The following is a 16,294-nucleotide window of genomic DNA, read 5'->3' on the forward strand; positions in this document are numbered from 1 at the left end:
TCAGTTTCCGCTGTCGAGCGGCAGCGCGTCGACGCCCAGCGCGCGGATGCGCTTGCGCCAGCCGCGGAAGGCCTTCGCGCCGAGCGGCACCACGTGCAGCGACACCGGATAGTCCGCCGCCGCCAGCGTCCGCGCCAGCTTGCCGAGCGCTTCTTCGCTGCGCAGCCAGCGCCGTGTCATGTCGAAAGCCAGCACGTAGGCACGCGCCCGCGGGTCGGCGGCGATCGGTCGGCGCAGCAGGAAGACGCGGGCGAGGCGATCGACGTGCGGCAGCACGGCGCGCACGATGTCCGCTTCGGTCTCCGGCGACAGGTCGTGCCGACCGAGTTCGCACTTCGGGTCCAGCGTGTCCATTTCGTGCTGCACGCCGGCGAGATGTGCCTGCCGTCTTTCCCAGCGTTCGCGGTACAGGTCGGCGCGCACCGGGTCGCGCGTGCGCAGCCAGCGCCAGATCGTTTCGCAGCCGGCGAGTATCGCGTCGGCGTCGGCCTGCATCACCGCCTCGATGTCGTCGATGCCGCCGGCGTCATCGGCGTCCAGTTTCAGATCGCCGAGCGCGAAGCGGGCCGCGAGGTGGTCCGGCGCCCGCGCCAGCAGCGCCTCGATGGCCGGACGCCGGTCGGCATCCGGTTCCAGTTCTGCAGTCAGCTGCAGCAGCGTCCATTCATCCTCGACGCTGCGTTCGCCGTTTTCACGTAGCGCCTGCAACTGCTGCAGACGTTCGGCCAGATAGCTGTTGCGCTCCTGCCAGCGCGTGCGTACGTCGTCGCGCCAGCGGGCGTCGAGTACGCCGGCCAGCCGTGGCAGCGCGTCGCCCAGCCAGCGCTCGGCCGCGGTCGTGCCGATCACCGGCAGGACGGGTGACGGCGCTTCTCCGAGTGCGCGCAAACGGTCGTTCAGGCTGGGGTGGGTGTCGCCGTAGCCGGTGCTTTCCTGCAGTACCTCGTCGCGGTAGCTGCAGGCGCGCGCTTCGTCGAGCGACGACAGCGCGCGTCGCCATTCGCCGCTCAGTGCGGACGGCGGCTCGGCCTGCAGGCGGGCCAGACGGTCTATGCCGGGCCAGAAATCCTGCGCCTCGAAGCGCGCCGCGATGCCCACCCGCTGCAGCGCACGAGCGGCCGCCGGGGCACCGACCAGTTCGGCCGACGAGCGGTCGGCCTGGTATTCGTTGGCGCGCGCCATCACGAACGAGTAGGCGTTGAACCACGGTGCGTACCAGTCGAACAGCCGGGCGACGAGGCGGCTGCCCCAGTCGTCCCAGGACTGCGCCATCGACTGCATCTGTCCCCAGGCGCCACGCAGGCGGTAGATGAAGGCGCCGAAGCGGCCGTGGTCGCCAGCCAGGTGACCGTATTCGTGGGCGACCACCGCCAGTGCCTCGTCCTCATCCAGCGTCTGCAGCAGCGGCAGGCCCAGTATCAGGTAGTGCCGGTTCCAGCCGAACAGCCCGAGCCGCGGATGCTGCACGACGGCCGCGTTGAGCTGATCGACCAGCAGCACGTGATGGAAGGTGGGCCCGTCCATCCGTCGCTGCATGTCGTCCAGCCGCTCGAACAGGCGGGGCGCATCCTCGCGCTTGATCTCCAGGCCCTCCGGTGCCGGGAAGCGCGCCAGCAGCATGCGGAAGGACGTCTTCAGCAGCAGCCACAGTGGCAGCGCAAGCAGGATGAGGGCCTTGCCCAGCTTCAGCGCGATCAGCGCGACCGCGCCACCGCCCTTGAACAGCATCAGCACGACGCCGGCCAGCGCACCGACCATCAGCAGGGCCATGCCGAGCACGACAGCCAGAATGACGAAGCCGAGCAGCGCCACCGCCGCCACGCGCGCGCGATAGCCCGACGGGTTGCGCGCGGCCACCGCTTCGAGGCGGTGGATCAGCTGTTCGAAACGCGATACGTCCATGCATCCATCCCTGTCCACGGAAAGGACGATGAAAATAGCATGACCGTATTCCGCTGCCGTGACGCTTTGCTCAGCGCCGGCCCACCCACAGCACGCCGGCGATCACCAGCACGGTGCCGGCGATCTGCAGCGTCGACACCGGTTCGGCCAGCATCCACCAGGCGAGGAAGACGGTGATGACCGGGCCGGTGCTGCCGACCAGCGCGGCGGTCTGCGCGCCCATGCGGCGGATCGCCGCCGACTGCAGGAACACCGGCAGCACGGTCGAGAACAGTGCCATCGCCACTGCCAGCCACAGCACCGGTGCCGGCTGCGCCAGCGCGTCGAGCGGGCGCAGCGCGACGAAGTGCAGGCTGACCGCCACCGTCGACACCAGTGTGGCGAGCGCCGAAAAGCGCGTCGCGCCGAGCTTGCGTATCGGCGCCGCGGCACCGGTCAGGTAGATGGCGAAGCTGAGCGAGGAGCCGAACACCAGCGCGCAGCCCAGTGCAATGACGGCCGCTTCGCCGCTCACTTCGATGTCGTGCACCACGGCCAGCGCGATGCCGGCGTAGCAGAGCAGGCTGGCGACGACTTCGCGCCGCGTGATGCGACGGCCGTGCGCCATCCAGCCGATCAGCAGCGTCAGTGTCGGGTAGGTGAACAGCACCAGCCGTTCGAGGCCGGCCGAAATGTAGAGCAGGCCATAGAAATCCAGCATGCTGGCGCCGTAGTAGCCGAACAGGCCGAGCACGGTGACGGTCGCCCAGTCGCGCGCGCTGAGCGGCGCGCCGCGCCGGGCTTCGCGCCAGGCGACGACGACGAATACCGGTGCGGCCAGCAGCATGCGCAGCGCCACCAGCGTGACCGGATCGACGCCGTGCGGATAGGCGAGCTTGGCCAGGATGGCCTTCAGCGAAAAGCCGGCCGAAGCGATGACCGCGAGCCAGATGCCGAGGCGCGCGTCGGTGGCCGGTGTCGACATCGCTACTTCCGTCGTCCGCCGAGGATGGAACCGAGCACGCCGCGCACGATTTCGCGCCCGACCGAACTGGCGATGGTGCGCGCCACCGTCTTGGCGGCCATCTGCGCGATGCCGTCGCGCTGACCGCCGCGCGGGCCGGTGGATCCGAACACGATGTCGCCCAGACCGCCGAGCAGGCCGCCGCCCGAGCCGGCCGGCGCTTCGGGCACCGGCTTGCCGGTGGCGGCCGGGTTGGCGTTTACGGCGGCTGCCAGCATTTCGTAGGCGGATTCGCGGTCCAGCGTCTGTTCGTAGCGGCCGCGCATCGGCGAGTGCTGGATCATCGCGCTGCGCTCGTCGGCGGTCAGTGGGCCGAGGCGCGACGCGGGCGGCAGCACGAAGGCGCGCTCGACCATCGACGGCCGGCCCTTCTCGTCGAGGAAGGAAATGAGCGCTTCGCCGGTGCCCAGCTCCATGATGGCCTGTTCGGCGTCGAACTTCGGGTTCTGCCGCATGGTCTGGGCGGCGGTCTTGACCGCCTTCTGGTCGCGCGGCGTGAACGCGCGCAGCGCGTGCTGCACCCGGTTGCCGAGCTGGGCCAGCACGGAATCCGGCACGTCCAGCGGGTTCTGCGTTACGAAATAGACGCCGACGCCCTTGGAGCGGATCAGTCGCACGACCTGTTCGATCTTTTCCAGCAGCGCCGGCGGCGCCTCGTTGAACAGCAGGTGGGCTTCGTCGAAGAAGAACACCAGCTTGGGCTTGTCCATGTCGCCCACTTCCGGCAGCTGTTCGAACAGTTCGGCCAGCAGCCACAGCAGGAAGGTCGAGTAGAGCTTGGGCGAGTTGTACAGGCGGTCGGCGGCCAGGATGTTGATGGTGCCGCGGCCGTGCTCGTCGAAGGTCATCAGGTCGGCGATGTCCAGCATCGGTTCGCCGAAGAAGCGGTCGGCGCCCTGTTCCTCCAGCTGCAGCAGGCCGCGCTGTATGGCGCCGATCGACGCGGTGGAAATGTTGCCGTACTGGGTCTTGAACTGCGCCGCGTTGTCGCCGACATGCTGCACCAGCGCGCGCAGGTCCTTCATGTCGAGCAGCAGCAGGCCGTGGTCGTCGGCCACCTTGAACACGATGGTGAGCACGCCGGCCTGCGTTTCGTTCAGGCCGAGCAGGCGAGCGAGCAGCAGCGGACCCATGTCGCTGACGGTGGCGCGGATGGGATGGCCGGATTCGCCGAACACGTCCCAGAAGCAGACCGGGCTCGGGTAGGGCACGAAATCGCTGATGCCCAGCATGTCCAGCCGCTGCTGCAGCTTGGGACTGACCGTGCCGGCCGCACCCATGCCCGACAGGTCACCCTTCACGTCGGCCATGAACACCGGTGTGCCGATGTAGGAGAAGCGTTCGGCCAGCGACTGCAGCGTGACGGTTTTGCCGGTGCCGGTGGCGCCGGTGATGAGCCCGTGGCGGTTGGCCATATTGGGCAGCAGGGCGAGCGAGAGGTCGCCGGCGCGGGCGATGTGGAGCGGTTCGGCCATGGCTTCTGTCCTCGGAGGGGATGGCGCGATGCTACCAGCGCGGCGCCCAAACCGAGCGTGAGCGCGCCCTATGACGCGAAGCGGTACTGCGACTTGCCGGCGCGCTTGGCTTCGTACATTGCGTCGTCGGCACGGCGCATCAATGCGTCCGGTGCGTCTGTCCGGGAGTCGGTGTAGGCGATGCCGACACTGGCGCCGATCTGCACCAGCTGGTTGCCGCCGGCGTCTATCGGCCGCGCCAGTGCGCTGACGATCTTGGCGGCGATGAAGCGCGCGGTGTCCGGGCTTTCCAGCGCGCACAGCACGACGACGAATTCGTCGCCGCCCAGCCGCGCGACCAGATCGGTGCGCCGCACGACCGCTTCCAGCTGTCGCGCGACCCAGCTGAGCACGCGGTCGCCGGCTTCGTGGCCCTGCGTGTCATTCACCTGCTTGAAGCCGTCGAGATCGACCAGCATCAGCGCCAGACCGCTGCCGTGCAGGTTTTCCAGCGCGCTGCTGAGGCGGTGCTCGATGCCGCGCCGGTTCAGCAGGCCGGTCAGCGGGTCGCGCTCGGCCATCGCCAGCGCGCTCGCCTCGGCGCGCTTGCGTTCGGTCACGTCGTTGGCGATGCCCTGCAGCAGGCCGTCGGGCAGTGGGTTGAGCACGACGTGCAGCCAGAGCACGCCGGACTCGCCGTACTGCACGCCGAAATCGGCTGAGGTCGGCCGCTGGTCGCTCAGGGCGCGCACCATCAGCGTATCGAGCCGCGATGAGGCGTCGCCGAGCAGGGCGCCCAGCGCGTAGCTGCGATCGCTGCCCTCGCGCGCCGGAAGCCGCAGCTTGGCCGCCAGCCAGGGGTTCCAGTCGTGCAGGCGACCGGCGTTGTCGACGGTGAAGATGCCTGTTTCCGCGCTTTCGAAGATGAGCCTGAACTTGCGCTCGGACGCCTCCAGCTGTGCCCGCGTATCGCGCTCGGTGGCGAGCAGGTCGTCCATCCGCGTGATCAGCGTATTGATGTCGCCGGCCAGCCGGCCGATCTCGTCGCCGGCGTGGCCGGCCGGTACCGAAACGTGCTTGCCGACGCCGATTTCGAGGTGGTGCAGGTCATCCGACAGCTTCTTCACCGGGCGCGTGAATACGTTCAGCACCACCCAGGCCACCGACAGCACGACGAACACCAGTTCGATCAGCAGGATGATGGCGATGAAGCTCGAGTAAGCACCGGCGTCGTGTGCGATCTTCGAACTGGCCGGCCATACCTTGAGCTCGCCCACCTGCTGGTCGGATGCGAACGGCGAGGTCAGGGGCCGGGCGAGCACCGGCAGCCGCAGTACGCCGGTGTCGTTGTCGGCCTCGCCCACCGACGCCAGCACGTGGTCGCCCTCGGTGATGACGACGCGGGCGACGGCATCGTTGAGCAGCAGGCCGCGGGCCACCTCGTTCGCCAGTTGTTCGTCGCGCGCGAAGGCGGCGACGCTGGCGGTGCGCTCGACGGTGGCCATCAGTTCCGCCAGATGCCGCTGCATCCGTTCCCGTTCTTCCCGGCCGACCATGACGGTGCTGGCCAGCGCGACCAGAACGCCGACCAGCCCGCCGAAGAACAGCATCAGCAAAGTGGTCCGCCAGACCACGCTGGTCTGCAGCCGACGCGGCGAGTGCGCGGCGTCGGGCGTGCCGGGCGGGCGGGAAGCCGGTTCAGTACTCAAGGAGCAGCACCACCCGGACGCGCTTGTCCACCCGCGCGGCGTCGACATAGCCGATCGTGCCGCGCTCGGCCGCGACGCGTCGCAGCACCGACTCGGCGTCGTCGATCTGCTCCGGCGGCTGGGTCCGTCCGGAGAATTTCAGGCGCGCCCAGTAGGCGCTGATCTCGTTCATTTCGCGATTGACCAGTGCGCGGTAGAAGTCCGCGCGCAACGATTTCGTATCCAGCACGACGGCGGGCGTGCCGGACGGCAGGTGCTTGATGCGACCGAGGAACAGATGGCTTGCTTCCTCCCTGCTCAGGCTGTCCACCCCGCTCGATGGGTGAACGATGACCGCCAGCGTTTCCGCACGCGCCCATCCGCTCACGAACGCAAGAACGAGCGTGAGCAGGGTTCGTCGGGTGAACAAGTGCATCAGCGGCATCAGAAAACGAAATCCAGCACGACGGTGAACAGCGTCAGACTGGCATCGCGGACCGGCAGGCCGCTGGGGGTGATCAGTATCGACGACGATGAGGCATTGATCTTTTCGATTTGTACCTTCAAGGCGTAATCGGTGGCGAAGTCATAACGCACACCGGCGCCAAAAGTGCGCTGATTCATCGTCAGCCGGTCCACGACGCGGTCATAGACGACCTGCAGCGCAGCCGCCGGCGCCGGCAGCGTCAGCGCACTGTCGTCCGGCTCGAAGGAGATGCGTCCCCAGGTCAGATAGGGCTTCCATGCGCCGATGCGGTAGCCGGCGACCACGCTCGAACCCCAGCCGGAATAGCGCGGAAACTGAGAGAAGGTTTCCCGCGCAAGAATGCCCTGCAGCGACCACGGGCCGTTTTCGTAGCGCGCGCTGAGACCGGCGAAGGTGATGTGGTGCGAAGTCTGGATCTGCGATGCCCGCAACTGTGCCTGCGCCAGCGGTACCGATGCCAGCGCGTCGCGCAGTTCGACCAGCGAACGGTCGCCGCGCGCGTGGATGTCGGCCCAGGCCGCCTTCAGCGTCAGCGTGTCGTTCGCCCATTCGATCGTCGCGCCCACGGTGGTCGCATCGTCCTGCGTCACCCGCTGGCCGTACAGGTAGAAGTCGCCCCGCGATTGACCGCCATACACCTTGACGCTGCCCAGTCCGTCGCCGATCGGCGTGCGCAGCGTGAGGTCGGCGCCATCGAAGCGGTCCTGCGTCACCACGCCGTACACCTCGGTCGGCGGTCGCGCCGCGGTGTAGGCATAGCCGACGTGGCGTGAGTCGCCTTCGAGGTAGATGTCGGCGCCGAGCCGGCCGGCGCGCAGTTCCAGCCAGTCGGTCGGGGCGTAGCGCACGAAGCCCCAGCTCAGGATGGGCGCCCAGTTGCCTTCGCTGTTCAGGCGACTGACCGCCTGTATCGTCGTCGACCAGCGCGGATTGAAGCTGGCGTTCGCCTGCAGGCCGATGCGGGTGTCCAGACGGAAACCCAGCTTGTCGCCCTCGATGCCGCCGGCCTGCTCCAGGTCACGCCGATAGACGACGTCCTCCTGGCTGTGATAACCGGCGCCCAGCGTTCCGAAGCCGCCGAAGTGCCACAACGGTTCGGTAGCCGGGTCGTCCGCCAGGGCGCCGCTGCTGGCGCTGATGGCCAGCAGAGCGATCAGAAGTCTTGTACTTGTCACGATTGCATTCACCCGCCGGCCACGGGGGCCGGAAAATTCCCATTCGGAATTAACGGAGCCCGGCGCAACGCTCTTGAGCCCGTCATCGGCGCTCTCGATTAAAATCGTGGCTTGCACATTTCCAACGGACGTCTTCTTTCATGGCCGGTCATTCCAAGTGGGCCAACATCCAGCATCGCAAGGGTCGTCAGGACGCCAAGCGGGGCAAGGTGTTCACCAAGCTGATCAAGGAAATCACCGTGGCAGCCCGGATGGGCGGCGGCGACCCCAACTTCAATCCGCGCCTGCGCATGGCGGTTGATAAGGCGAAGGGCGAAAACATGCCCGGCGACAACATCGATCGCGCGGTCAAGCGCGGGACCGGTGAGCTCGACGGCGCAAGCTACGAGGAAATCCGCTACGAAGGGTACGGCATCGGCGGTGCTGCTGTCATGGTCGACTGCCTGACCGACAACCGTACCCGCACCGTGGCCGACGTGCGCCACGCCTTTTCCAAGTATGGCGGCAACCTCGGCACCGACGGCTCGGTGGCTTTCATGTTCAAGCACTGCGGCCAGTTCATCTTCGCGCCCGGCACCTCCGAGGACGCGCTGATGGAAGCGGCGCTGGAAGCCGGCGCCGAGGACGTGCTGACCAACGACGACGGCTCGATCGAAGTGCTGAGCCCGCCAGCCGACTTCGTTGCGGTCAAGGACGCGCTGGAAAAGGCCGGCTTCAAGGCCGAATTCGCCGAAGTGACGATGAAGCCGCTGAACGAAAGCCCGCTGGCCGGCGACGACGCAGTGAAGATGCAGAAACTGCTGGACGTGCTGGACAGTCTGGACGACGTGCAGGAGGTCTACACCACCGCGGTGATGGACGAAGAGTAAAGTCGCCGGGGTAAGGTCGCCAGGGTCTTTCGCCCAGGATGTTTCGCATAGTCACCGGAGAACGCCAATGCTGCTCACCACCACGCCCACGCTCGAAGGCCGGCCCATCCGCCAGTACCACGGCGTGGTGACCGGCGAAGCCATCATCGGCGCCAACATCTTCAAGGACCTGTTCGCCAGCGTCCGCAATGTGGTCGGCGGTCGCGCCGGCGCCTACGAAAGCACGCTCGCCGATGCGCGCGAGGCGGCGATGCAGGAAATGAGCGAGGCGGCGGCGAAGCTGGGCGCCAACGCGGTGGTCGGCATCGACATCGACTACGAAGTGCTGGGCGCCGACAACGGCATGCTGATGGTGTGCGTGAGCGGTACCGCGGTCAGCGTGTGACGCGCCGCACGATTGACAAACCCGCCTGATTCGCCAGAATGCAGGCAGTTTCCCCTGTTTCATGGCGCCGATTTGTCTCAGCTTGCGGGCGCCCGGGTTCCTCCGGCGGTGTGCTGCCGGATCTCCCTTACAAATTCGGCTAAAGCGAGGGCGAACCCGGTCCTGGCTTTGGTCAACCGGGTTTTTTCATGGCCAACGAACTATCCATCCCTGAAGACAGCGTCGGCATCGTCAGCCCGCTGTGCGCGCGTTTCGACACGCCGCTGACGCTGAAGAGCGGCGCCGTGCTGCCGGGTTTCGAGCTGATGTACGAAACCTATGGCGAACTGAACGCCGCCCGCTCGAACGCGGTGCTGGTCTGCCCCGCACTGTCCGGTCACCACCACGCAGCCGGCATCCATGCCGACGCGCCGAAGAACACCGGCTGGTGGGACAACCTGATCGGCCCGGGCAAGCCGCTCGACACGCGCAAGTTCTTCGTCATCAGCGTGAACAATCTTGGCGGCTGTCACGGCTCGACCGGCCCGATGAGCACCAATCCGGAAACCGGCAAGCCCTGGGGGGCGGATTTCCCGGTGGTGACGGTCGAGGACTGGGTGGCGGCGCAGTCCTTGCTGGCCGACCGCCTCGGCATCGACTGCTGGGCGGCCATCATCGGCGGCAGCCTGGGTGGCATGCAGGCGATGGCGTGGTCGATTCACCTGCCGGCGCGCGTGCGCCATGCGCTGGTGATCGCATCGGCACCCAAGCTGACGGCGCAGAACATCGCCTTCAACGAAGTGGCGCGCCAGGCCATCATCACCGACCCGGATTTCCACGGCGGCCACTTCTACGAACACAACACGCTGCCGCGTCGCGGTCTGCGGCTGGCGCGCATGCTGGGCCACATCACCTACCAGTCGGACGACCTGATGGCCGAGAAATTCGGCCGCCGGCTGCGCGAGGGCGGACGCAAGTTCAGTTTCGAGGTCGAGTTCGAGGTCGAGTCCTATCTGCGCTACCAGGGCGACAAGTTCGCCGGCAGCTTCGACGCCAACACCTATCTGCTGGCCACCCGCGCGCTCGACTACTTCGACCCGGCGCACGACGCCGGCGGCGATCTGGCGGCCGCCTTCGCGCCGGCCACTGCCGACTACCTGCTGGTGTCCTTCTCGACCGACTGGCGCTTTGCGCCGTCGCGCTCGCGCGAAATCGTCGATGCGCTGATGCGCAAGGGTCGCAACGTGAGCTACGCCGAAATCGAATCGTCGGCCGGCCACGATTCCTTCCTGCTCGACGACCCGCACTACCATGCAGTGCTGCGTGCGTATTTCGACAACATTACGGTGTGAGGCGGGTACTGACATGACTGCACTGGACGGACGCATAGACTACGACGTAATCGCCGGCTGGGTGAGCCCGGGCGCGCGCGTGCTCGACCTCGGCTGCGGCGACGGCGCCTTGCTGCGCCACCTGAAGGACAGCCGCGGCGCCAGCGGCTACGGCGTCGAGATCGATATCGAGCGCGTGATCAGCTGCATGCGCAACGGCATCAACGTGCTGCAGATTGACCTGGAAAAGGGCCTGTACGACTTCGTCGACCAGAGCTTCGATCTGGTCATCATTTCGAACGCGCTGCAGACCCTGCACCGCACCGAAAAGCTGCTGACCGAAATGCTGCGGGTGGGCCGCGAGGCGGTCGTGAGCTTCCCGAATTTCGCGTTCTGGAAGCACCGCATGGCCATCATGGACGGCCACATGCCGGTGTCCGACCGCCTGCCCTACCAGTGGTACGACACGCCCAACGTCCGCTTCTTCACCATCGCCGACTTCGAAGCGCTGTGCGAAAAGCTGGGCATCGAAATCCGCGAGCGCCTGGTGCTCGACGATGCCGGCCAGCCGGTGCAGGAAGAGCCGAACTTTCTTGGCAGTTTTGCGCTGTACAGATTGGGAGGGGCTAGAGGCTAGGGGTCAGGGGCTAGAGGAAGCATGCGGGCGGCTTCTCCGCCCGGAATTCGCTAGCCCCTAGCCTCTCCTCCCGAGTCCCTGCCCCGCGCCCTCCCCGCAAGCACCACCAGTCCCAGCACCGGCACGCCCAGCAGCGCGGTCGCGGTGAAGAAGGCTTCGTAGCCGTGGGCGTCGACATAGACGCCGGAAAAGCCGGCGATGAACTTCGGCAGCAGCAGCATGAGCGAACTGAACAGCGCGTACTGGGTGGCCGAGTAGGCCACGTTCGTCAGCCCCGACAGATAGGCGACAAAGGCCGAAGAGGCGATGCCGGCCGACAGGTTGTCGGCGGAGATCGCGAAGATGAGCCCGTTCACGTCGTGGCCGCGGCCGGCCAGCCAGACGAACAGCAGATTGGTTGCCGACGACAGCGCGGCGCCGAGGAACAGCGTCTTCATGACGCCGATGCGCGCCGTCAGCACGCCGCCGATCACCGCGCCGACGATGGTCATGCCGACGCCGTACACCTTGGCCACATTGGCCACTTCGTCCTTGGTATAGCCCATGTCCACGTAGAAGGCGTTGGCCATGATGCCCATCACCACGTCGGAAATGCGGTAGGTGCCGATCAGTGCCAGCAGCAGCACCGCGTGCCAGCGATAGCGGCGGATGAAATCGACGAAGGGCGACACCACGGCGCCGTGCACCCAGGCGGCGGCGGCCAGCAGCGGGCCGTGCAGTCCTTCATGCGCCAGCCACTCGCGGGTGCGCGCCTCGCGCTGCACGGTGTCCGCCGACACCGGCGCGTCCGGCTCGCGGATCAGCAAGGTCGTCAGGATGCCGACGCCCATGCTGGCCGCCATGATCAGATAGGCGAAGCGCCAGGGTGCGTGTTCGTAAGCGGTATCGGTCGCATCGACCGAGGCGGCCAGCCACAGCACGCCGGCCGAGGCGGCAATCATCGCGATGCGGTAGCCGCCCTGGTAGGTGGCCGCCATCGCGCCCTGCAGCCGTTGCTCGACCGCCTCGATGCGGTAGGCGTCCAGCGCGATGTCCTGCGTGGCGGAGGCGAAGGCCACCGCCAGCGCGCACCACACCATGCGTTCCAGCGCCTGCGCCGGATCGGTGTTGGCCATGCCGAACAGCGCGCCAGCGATGGCCAGCTGCGACAGCAGCAGCCAGCTGCGCCGCCGCCCGAGCAGCCGGGTCAGGCCGGGCAGCGGCAGGCGGTCTACCAGCGGCGACCATACCCATTTGAAGCCGTAGGCCAGACCTATCCAGCTGAAATAGCCGATGGTCGAGCGGTCGATGCCCGCTTCACGCAGCCAGTAGGACAGCGTGCCGAGCACCAGGATGAGCGGCAGTCCGGCGGAAAAGCCGAGGAAAAGCATGCCGATGACGCGCGGGTGCGCATACACCTTGAGGCTGTCGAGCCAGCCGGCGGCAGGGGAAGTGGGGATCAAGGGCGGACGGAGTGAGACGGCAGGTAAGCGGGAAGATACCAGTGCCCGCGCCTTCCGTCCGGTCTGCGGCGGGTCGTGATGCGCCGATCAGGCGACTACGCGTATTCGGAGAAGAACAGCCCCATCACCGCCGCCAGCGAGCTGCCCGCCTCGGCGCAGGCGCCTTCGAAGGCCTGCGGCTCCAGCCGGGTGATCTGCCAGGCGGCCGGCGAGGCCGAGGCGACGATGCGGGCCGAATCGATCAGCTCCGCGTCGTAGCCGACCGCGTGCCGCGCAAGATGCAGCAGCGACGCTTCGAATTCGTGCGGCGCGCCGTGCGCCGGATCGATCTGGGCGCCAATGGCGACGGCAAAGCTGCGTGGCAGCCGCCATTCGGTCAGCAGCGCTTCGCCCACCGCGGCGTAGTCGCAGCCGACGATCTCGCGTTCCAGATGCTCGATTGGCGCGCCCGATGCACGGCTGTCGACCAGCGCCTGTTCCGACTCCTGCGGCACGTGCATGTACATGACCATGTGGCCGATGTCGGCCAGCATGCCGCCGACGAACAGCCGCTCGGCGTCGAGCAGGCCGCAACTCTTGGCGGCCGCGCGCGACAGCAGGCCGCGCATCGCCGAGGCCCGCCAGAAGCGGGCGACATCCATGCGCTCCGGGCGCATGCCGGCGAATACGGCGGTCACCGTCGTCGCCAGCACGATGTCGTGCACCTGCTGCATGCCGAGCACGCTCACCGCGCGCTGCATCGTTTCGATCTTGCCGGGGAAGCCATAGAACACGCTGTTGACGACGCGCAGCACACGCATCGTGATGCCAGGGTCGGCCGCCACCACCTTGGCCAGTTCGATCACCGAGCCATCCGGGTCGTCGATGACCTGCTTCACCCGATGGTAGATGGCAGGCAGCGTGACCAGTTCGGTCGTTCTGCGCGCCAGTTCCTGTGCGGAGTGTGTGGTCATCGGGGGAGCGGGGATGCGGTGGCAATGAGCTGAATTCGGCGTCCTGCCGGAAAACTTGAGCGTCTGTCCGCTCAGCGGGACGTCAACCGGTGCTGCAGCGTGCCGAGCAGGCGCCAGGCGCCCCAAAGCCGCAGGCCCCAGCGCCAGACGCGCCGCGGGCGCACGAGCGCGAAGCCGACCAGCGCAGCCGCCAGCGCCTCCGGGTGACTGCGCACCCAGGCGGCACCGGCGCGGATCTGGTCGCCGACGTTCAGTACCGGGTCGAGCACCGCCGACTGTGCCGCCGCTTCGACGCGCAGCCGACGTGATCGTTCGACCAGCCGCTCGCGCGCAAGGGCCAGACGCAGGCGCCGTTCGTTCATCGGTCCAGCGCGTCGCGGTCGCGATTCAGTTCGTCCAGCGTGGATGCGAACAGCCGCGTGCCTTCAGCCATGCGCGCGCGGGCGATGACCGCGGCGACCACGCCCAGCGTGATGAACAGCGTCGAAAACAGCGTCAGCACCAGCAGACGGTGGCTGTCCCACAGCAGCACCGTCAGCAGCACCGCCAGGAAGGCGATGCCGAAGGTGAGGAAGGCGATGGCCAGCGCGCCATAGACCAGCAGCTCGGTCAGGCGCAGCGCTTCGTCGCGCGCTTCGACGGTGATCAGTTCCAGCCTGACGTGAACGATCTCGATCAGGCTGGAAACGAATCCCTTCAGCGATACGGCGAGGCGCTCAGGCCGGGGCGATGCGGCCATCGCGAGCTCAGCGGCGGCCGATCAGCAGACCGACCAGCAGACCTACGCCAGCGGCGACGCCAATCGACTTCCACGGGTGTTCATGCACGTAGTCGTCGGTGGCGCGGGCCACTTCGCGCGACTTTTCCTTCAGCGCGGCTTCCGCATCGGCCAGCTTGTGACGGGCGGAGGTGAGATTCTCCTGCATGCGCACGCGCAGTTCGCCCACCTTCTCGCCGGCCTGGTTGGCCGTCACACGCAGCAGTTCCTCGGCGTCGGAGATGACCACCTTCAGGTCTGCAACCAGCTTTTCCTTGGTGACGGTGTTCGGATCGATCAGTTCGGACATTGCTCTTCTCCTTTGCGAGTGAAGTCATTTCGGGGCAGACCCCCGAAGTTAGCCGTTCAGGTTGCAGGCCGCAACGCAACGGTGTCGTCGGCCGGGCGCTTCCGCTGTAGGCGGCCGGCTACACCGAGCAGGCTCAGGCCGGCCAGCAGCATGGCCCAGCGCTCTGCCTCCGGAACCAGGGCCGCGGCAAGAAACGCGGTCGCCACGGCCTGATGACCGGCCGTCGTGATGTGGACATCGTCCCAGAACAGATAGCCCGCCGGATTGGCCGGGCAGCCGGCCTGTGTCTGGCAGGGTGTATCTTTATTGGTGAAGCCGTACTGACCGGGATCAAGTGCCACTGCATTGAGCAGGCCCGATACGTCAACCGTGCGGAAGCGGGCATCCGCCAGATTCAGGTCCAGCTGGTCGAGCATCAGCGCGAGCGCGGCGTTGTGGGCGGCCGACACCGAACTGGCCAGACCGGCCGCCAGCGGACCTTCCTCGACGAAGGAGGGCGTCAGGCCGAGGTCGGGCATGTTGGGAATCAGGAAATCGCGTGCGCCTGCCGTGTACAGCGAGGTGATCGCCGTCTGCAGATTGCCCACCGCATTGTCCACGGTGGCGGGCGTGGTCAGCGAGGCCGGCAGGAAATAGTCGTTCGGGCCGCCCCAGATGAAGTAGAGCTTGTCGGCGCCGCCGCCGCCGCCGGCCACGTAGTCACCCACCTGGGCGTTGATGCCGGTGCCGTTCAGCCAGCCCGGAGACTGCTGCAGCAGGCTCGCCAGCAGCGCACCCTGGCTGGTGTCCTCGACATAGTTGTCGGAGCCGCCGCCGACCGGCGTGCCGGTGCGCGCGCCGCCCACCGCGTGGTTGTCCAGCGGCAGGTTCAGCCAGGCGGCCAGATACTCGACCGCCACCGGGCCGTTGGAAAAACGCCCTGGCGCGTAACCGAAAGCTGCGGACGGGAACAGACCCGATGTCAGCGTCTGGAAGTTGCCGGTGTCCGACAGGCTGTCGCCGAACACGACCAGTTCGTTCCAGTCAGCCGCGGCCGGCAGCGAAAGACTCAGAGCGGCGGCGAGAGCGAGACTGCGCAGAGCTTTCATGACGGTCCTTTCGGCGGTCGGGACGATGACTTCGGAATTCACGCGATATCGACATCGTAGTCGACAATGAGCGGAGCATGATCGCTGAAGCGTACGTCCTTGTAGACACTTGCCGCGCGGGCCTTCGCCGCGATTCCCGGCGTGGCGATCTGGTAGTCGATGCGCCAGCCCACGTTCTTTGCGCGGGCCTGGCCGCGATTGCTCCACCAGGTGTAGCAGTCGTCGGTGGCGTCCGGGTGCAGCGTGCGATAGACGTCGACCCAGCCGCCCGCGCCCAGCAGTGCGGTCATCCACGCGCGCTCTTCCGGCAGGAAGCCGGAGTTCTTCAGATTGCCCTTCCAGTTCTTCAGGTCGATCTCCTGGTGCGCGATGTTCCAGTCGCCGCACACCACGATTTCGCGCCCGCTTGACCGAAGCGCGGCCAGGTGCGGCTGGAAGCGGTCGAGGAAGCGGAACTTGGCCTCCTGCCGCTCGGGCGCGCTGGAGCCGGACGGCAGGTAGAGCGAAATTACCGTCACATCGCCGAAATCCGCCTCGACGTAGCGGCCCTCGTTGTCGAACTCCTCGACACCGAAACCGGTGATCACCCGCGACGGCTGTCGCCGCGCGTACAGGCCGACGCCGCTGTAGCCCTTCTTCGTGGCGTAATGGAAGTGGCCGTCGCTGCCGCCCATCGCCACCGGTGCGCGCATCGACGCATCGAGGTCGGCTTCCTGCGCCTTCAGTTCCTGCACGCACAGCACGTCCGGCGCCGTGCCGGCGACCCAGTCCCACACCCCCTTGGTGGTGGCCGAGCGGATACCGTTGAGGTTGAGCGACACGATACGTAACATG

Annotated in this window: 17 protein-coding genes; 4 read left to right on the plus strand and 13 right to left on the minus strand. The window is 67.2% G+C overall.

The features are described from left to right. From WDZ97_RS16065 to WDZ97_RS16090, 6 genes are all read right to left on the minus strand, one after another. Positions 1 to 1,902, minus strand: a complete 1,902-nt coding sequence (locus WDZ97_RS16065) for a M48 family metallopeptidase (RefSeq protein ID WP_425763410.1) — start codon at positions 1,900 to 1,902, stop codon at positions 1 to 3. Between the two features lie 70 nt (positions 1,903 to 1,972). Next, entirely contained in the window at positions 1,973 to 2,866 is an 894-nt protein-coding gene (locus WDZ97_RS16070; RefSeq protein WP_425763411.1) for a DMT family transporter, read from the minus strand. A gap of 2 nt (positions 2,867 to 2,868) precedes the next feature. Then, on the minus strand, positions 2,869 to 4,380 hold the full coding sequence (locus tag WDZ97_RS16075) for a helicase HerA-like C-terminal domain-containing protein (RefSeq protein ID WP_425763412.1): 1,512 nt from the start codon (positions 4,378 to 4,380) through the stop codon (positions 2,869 to 2,871). 68 nt (positions 4,381 to 4,448) lie between these two features. After that, on the minus strand, positions 4,449 to 6,068 hold the full coding sequence (locus WDZ97_RS16080) for a diguanylate cyclase domain-containing protein (protein ID WP_304006119.1): 1,620 nt from the start codon (positions 6,066 to 6,068) through the stop codon (positions 4,449 to 4,451). Further along, a complete protein-coding gene (locus WDZ97_RS16085; protein ID WP_304006122.1) occupies positions 6,058 to 6,492 on the minus strand; it encodes a hypothetical protein in 435 nt (144 codons plus the stop codon). The genes WDZ97_RS16080 and WDZ97_RS16085 overlap by 11 nt, the downstream gene beginning before the upstream one ends. Further along, positions 6,492 to 7,709: a signal protein gene (locus tag WDZ97_RS16090; protein WP_304006125.1), complete on the minus strand. Its 1,218-nt coding sequence runs from the start codon at positions 7,707 to 7,709 to the stop codon at positions 6,492 to 6,494. The genes WDZ97_RS16085 and WDZ97_RS16090 overlap by 1 nt, the downstream gene beginning before the upstream one ends. Before the next feature lie 140 nt (positions 7,710 to 7,849). On the opposite strand from WDZ97_RS16090, the gene WDZ97_RS16095 reads away from it, so the two are divergent. The 4 genes from WDZ97_RS16095 (at position 7,850) to metW (ending at position 10,910) form a co-directional block, all read left to right on the plus strand. Beyond that, positions 7,850 to 8,578 carry a YebC/PmpR family DNA-binding transcriptional regulator gene (locus WDZ97_RS16095; RefSeq protein WP_304006128.1) on the plus strand — a complete coding sequence of 243 codons (729 nt, stop codon included), beginning with the start codon at positions 7,850 to 7,852 and terminating at the stop codon, positions 8,576 to 8,578. 67 nt (positions 8,579 to 8,645) lie between these two features. Continuing rightward, a complete protein-coding gene (locus WDZ97_RS16100) occupies positions 8,646 to 8,963 on the plus strand; it encodes a heavy metal-binding domain-containing protein (RefSeq protein WP_304006131.1) in 318 nt (105 codons plus the stop codon). A 188-nt stretch (positions 8,964 to 9,151) separates the two neighbouring features. Next, positions 9,152 to 10,294, plus strand: a complete 1,143-nt coding sequence (gene metX, locus WDZ97_RS16105) for a homoserine O-succinyltransferase MetX (RefSeq protein ID WP_304006133.1) — start codon at positions 9,152 to 9,154, stop codon at positions 10,292 to 10,294. 13 nt (positions 10,295 to 10,307) lie between these two features. Then, positions 10,308 to 10,910 carry a methionine biosynthesis protein MetW gene (gene metW, locus WDZ97_RS16110; RefSeq protein WP_425763413.1) on the plus strand — a complete coding sequence of 201 codons (603 nt, stop codon included), beginning with the start codon at positions 10,308 to 10,310 and terminating at the stop codon, positions 10,908 to 10,910. A gap of 50 nt (positions 10,911 to 10,960) precedes the next feature. On the opposite strand, the gene WDZ97_RS16115 is transcribed toward metW, so the two are convergent. The 7 genes from WDZ97_RS16115 to WDZ97_RS16145 all read right to left on the minus strand — a co-directional run bounded on the left by WDZ97_RS16115 (position 10,961) and on the right by WDZ97_RS16145 (position 16,293). Continuing rightward, positions 10,961 to 12,352, minus strand: coding sequence for an AmpG family muropeptide MFS transporter (locus WDZ97_RS16115; protein WP_425763414.1), 1,392 nt, complete (start codon positions 12,350 to 12,352; stop codon positions 10,961 to 10,963). A 95-nt stretch (positions 12,353 to 12,447) separates the two neighbouring features. Further along, positions 12,448 to 13,305, minus strand: coding sequence for an HDOD domain-containing protein (locus WDZ97_RS16120; RefSeq protein WP_304006141.1), 858 nt, complete (start codon positions 13,303 to 13,305; stop codon positions 12,448 to 12,450). 71 nt (positions 13,306 to 13,376) lie between these two features. Further along, positions 13,377 to 13,667, minus strand: a complete 291-nt coding sequence (locus tag WDZ97_RS16125; protein WP_304006144.1) for a YqjK family protein — start codon at positions 13,665 to 13,667, stop codon at positions 13,377 to 13,379. Further along, positions 13,664 to 14,044 carry a phage holin family protein gene (locus WDZ97_RS16130; protein ID WP_425763415.1) on the minus strand — a complete coding sequence of 127 codons (381 nt, stop codon included), beginning with the start codon at positions 14,042 to 14,044 and terminating at the stop codon, positions 13,664 to 13,666. The genes WDZ97_RS16125 and WDZ97_RS16130 overlap by 4 nt, the downstream gene beginning before the upstream one ends. Before the next feature lie 7 nt (positions 14,045 to 14,051). Then, entirely contained in the window at positions 14,052 to 14,372 is a 321-nt protein-coding gene (locus WDZ97_RS16135; protein WP_304006149.1) for a DUF883 family protein, read from the minus strand. 56 nt (positions 14,373 to 14,428) lie between these two features. Continuing rightward, on the minus strand, positions 14,429 to 15,460 hold the full coding sequence (locus tag WDZ97_RS16140; protein ID WP_425763416.1) for an SGNH/GDSL hydrolase family protein: 1,032 nt from the start codon (positions 15,458 to 15,460) through the stop codon (positions 14,429 to 14,431). A 38-nt stretch (positions 15,461 to 15,498) separates the two neighbouring features. Further along, a complete protein-coding gene (locus tag WDZ97_RS16145) occupies positions 15,499 to 16,293 on the minus strand; it encodes an exodeoxyribonuclease III (RefSeq protein WP_425763417.1) in 795 nt (264 codons plus the stop codon). Between the last annotated feature and the right edge of the window lies 1 nt (position 16,294).

Source organism: Methyloversatilis sp. MC4-4 (genome assembly GCF_049843555.1).
GTDB classification, from domain to species: domain Bacteria; phylum Pseudomonadota; class Gammaproteobacteria; order Burkholderiales; family Rhodocyclaceae; genus Methyloversatilis; species Methyloversatilis discipulorum_B.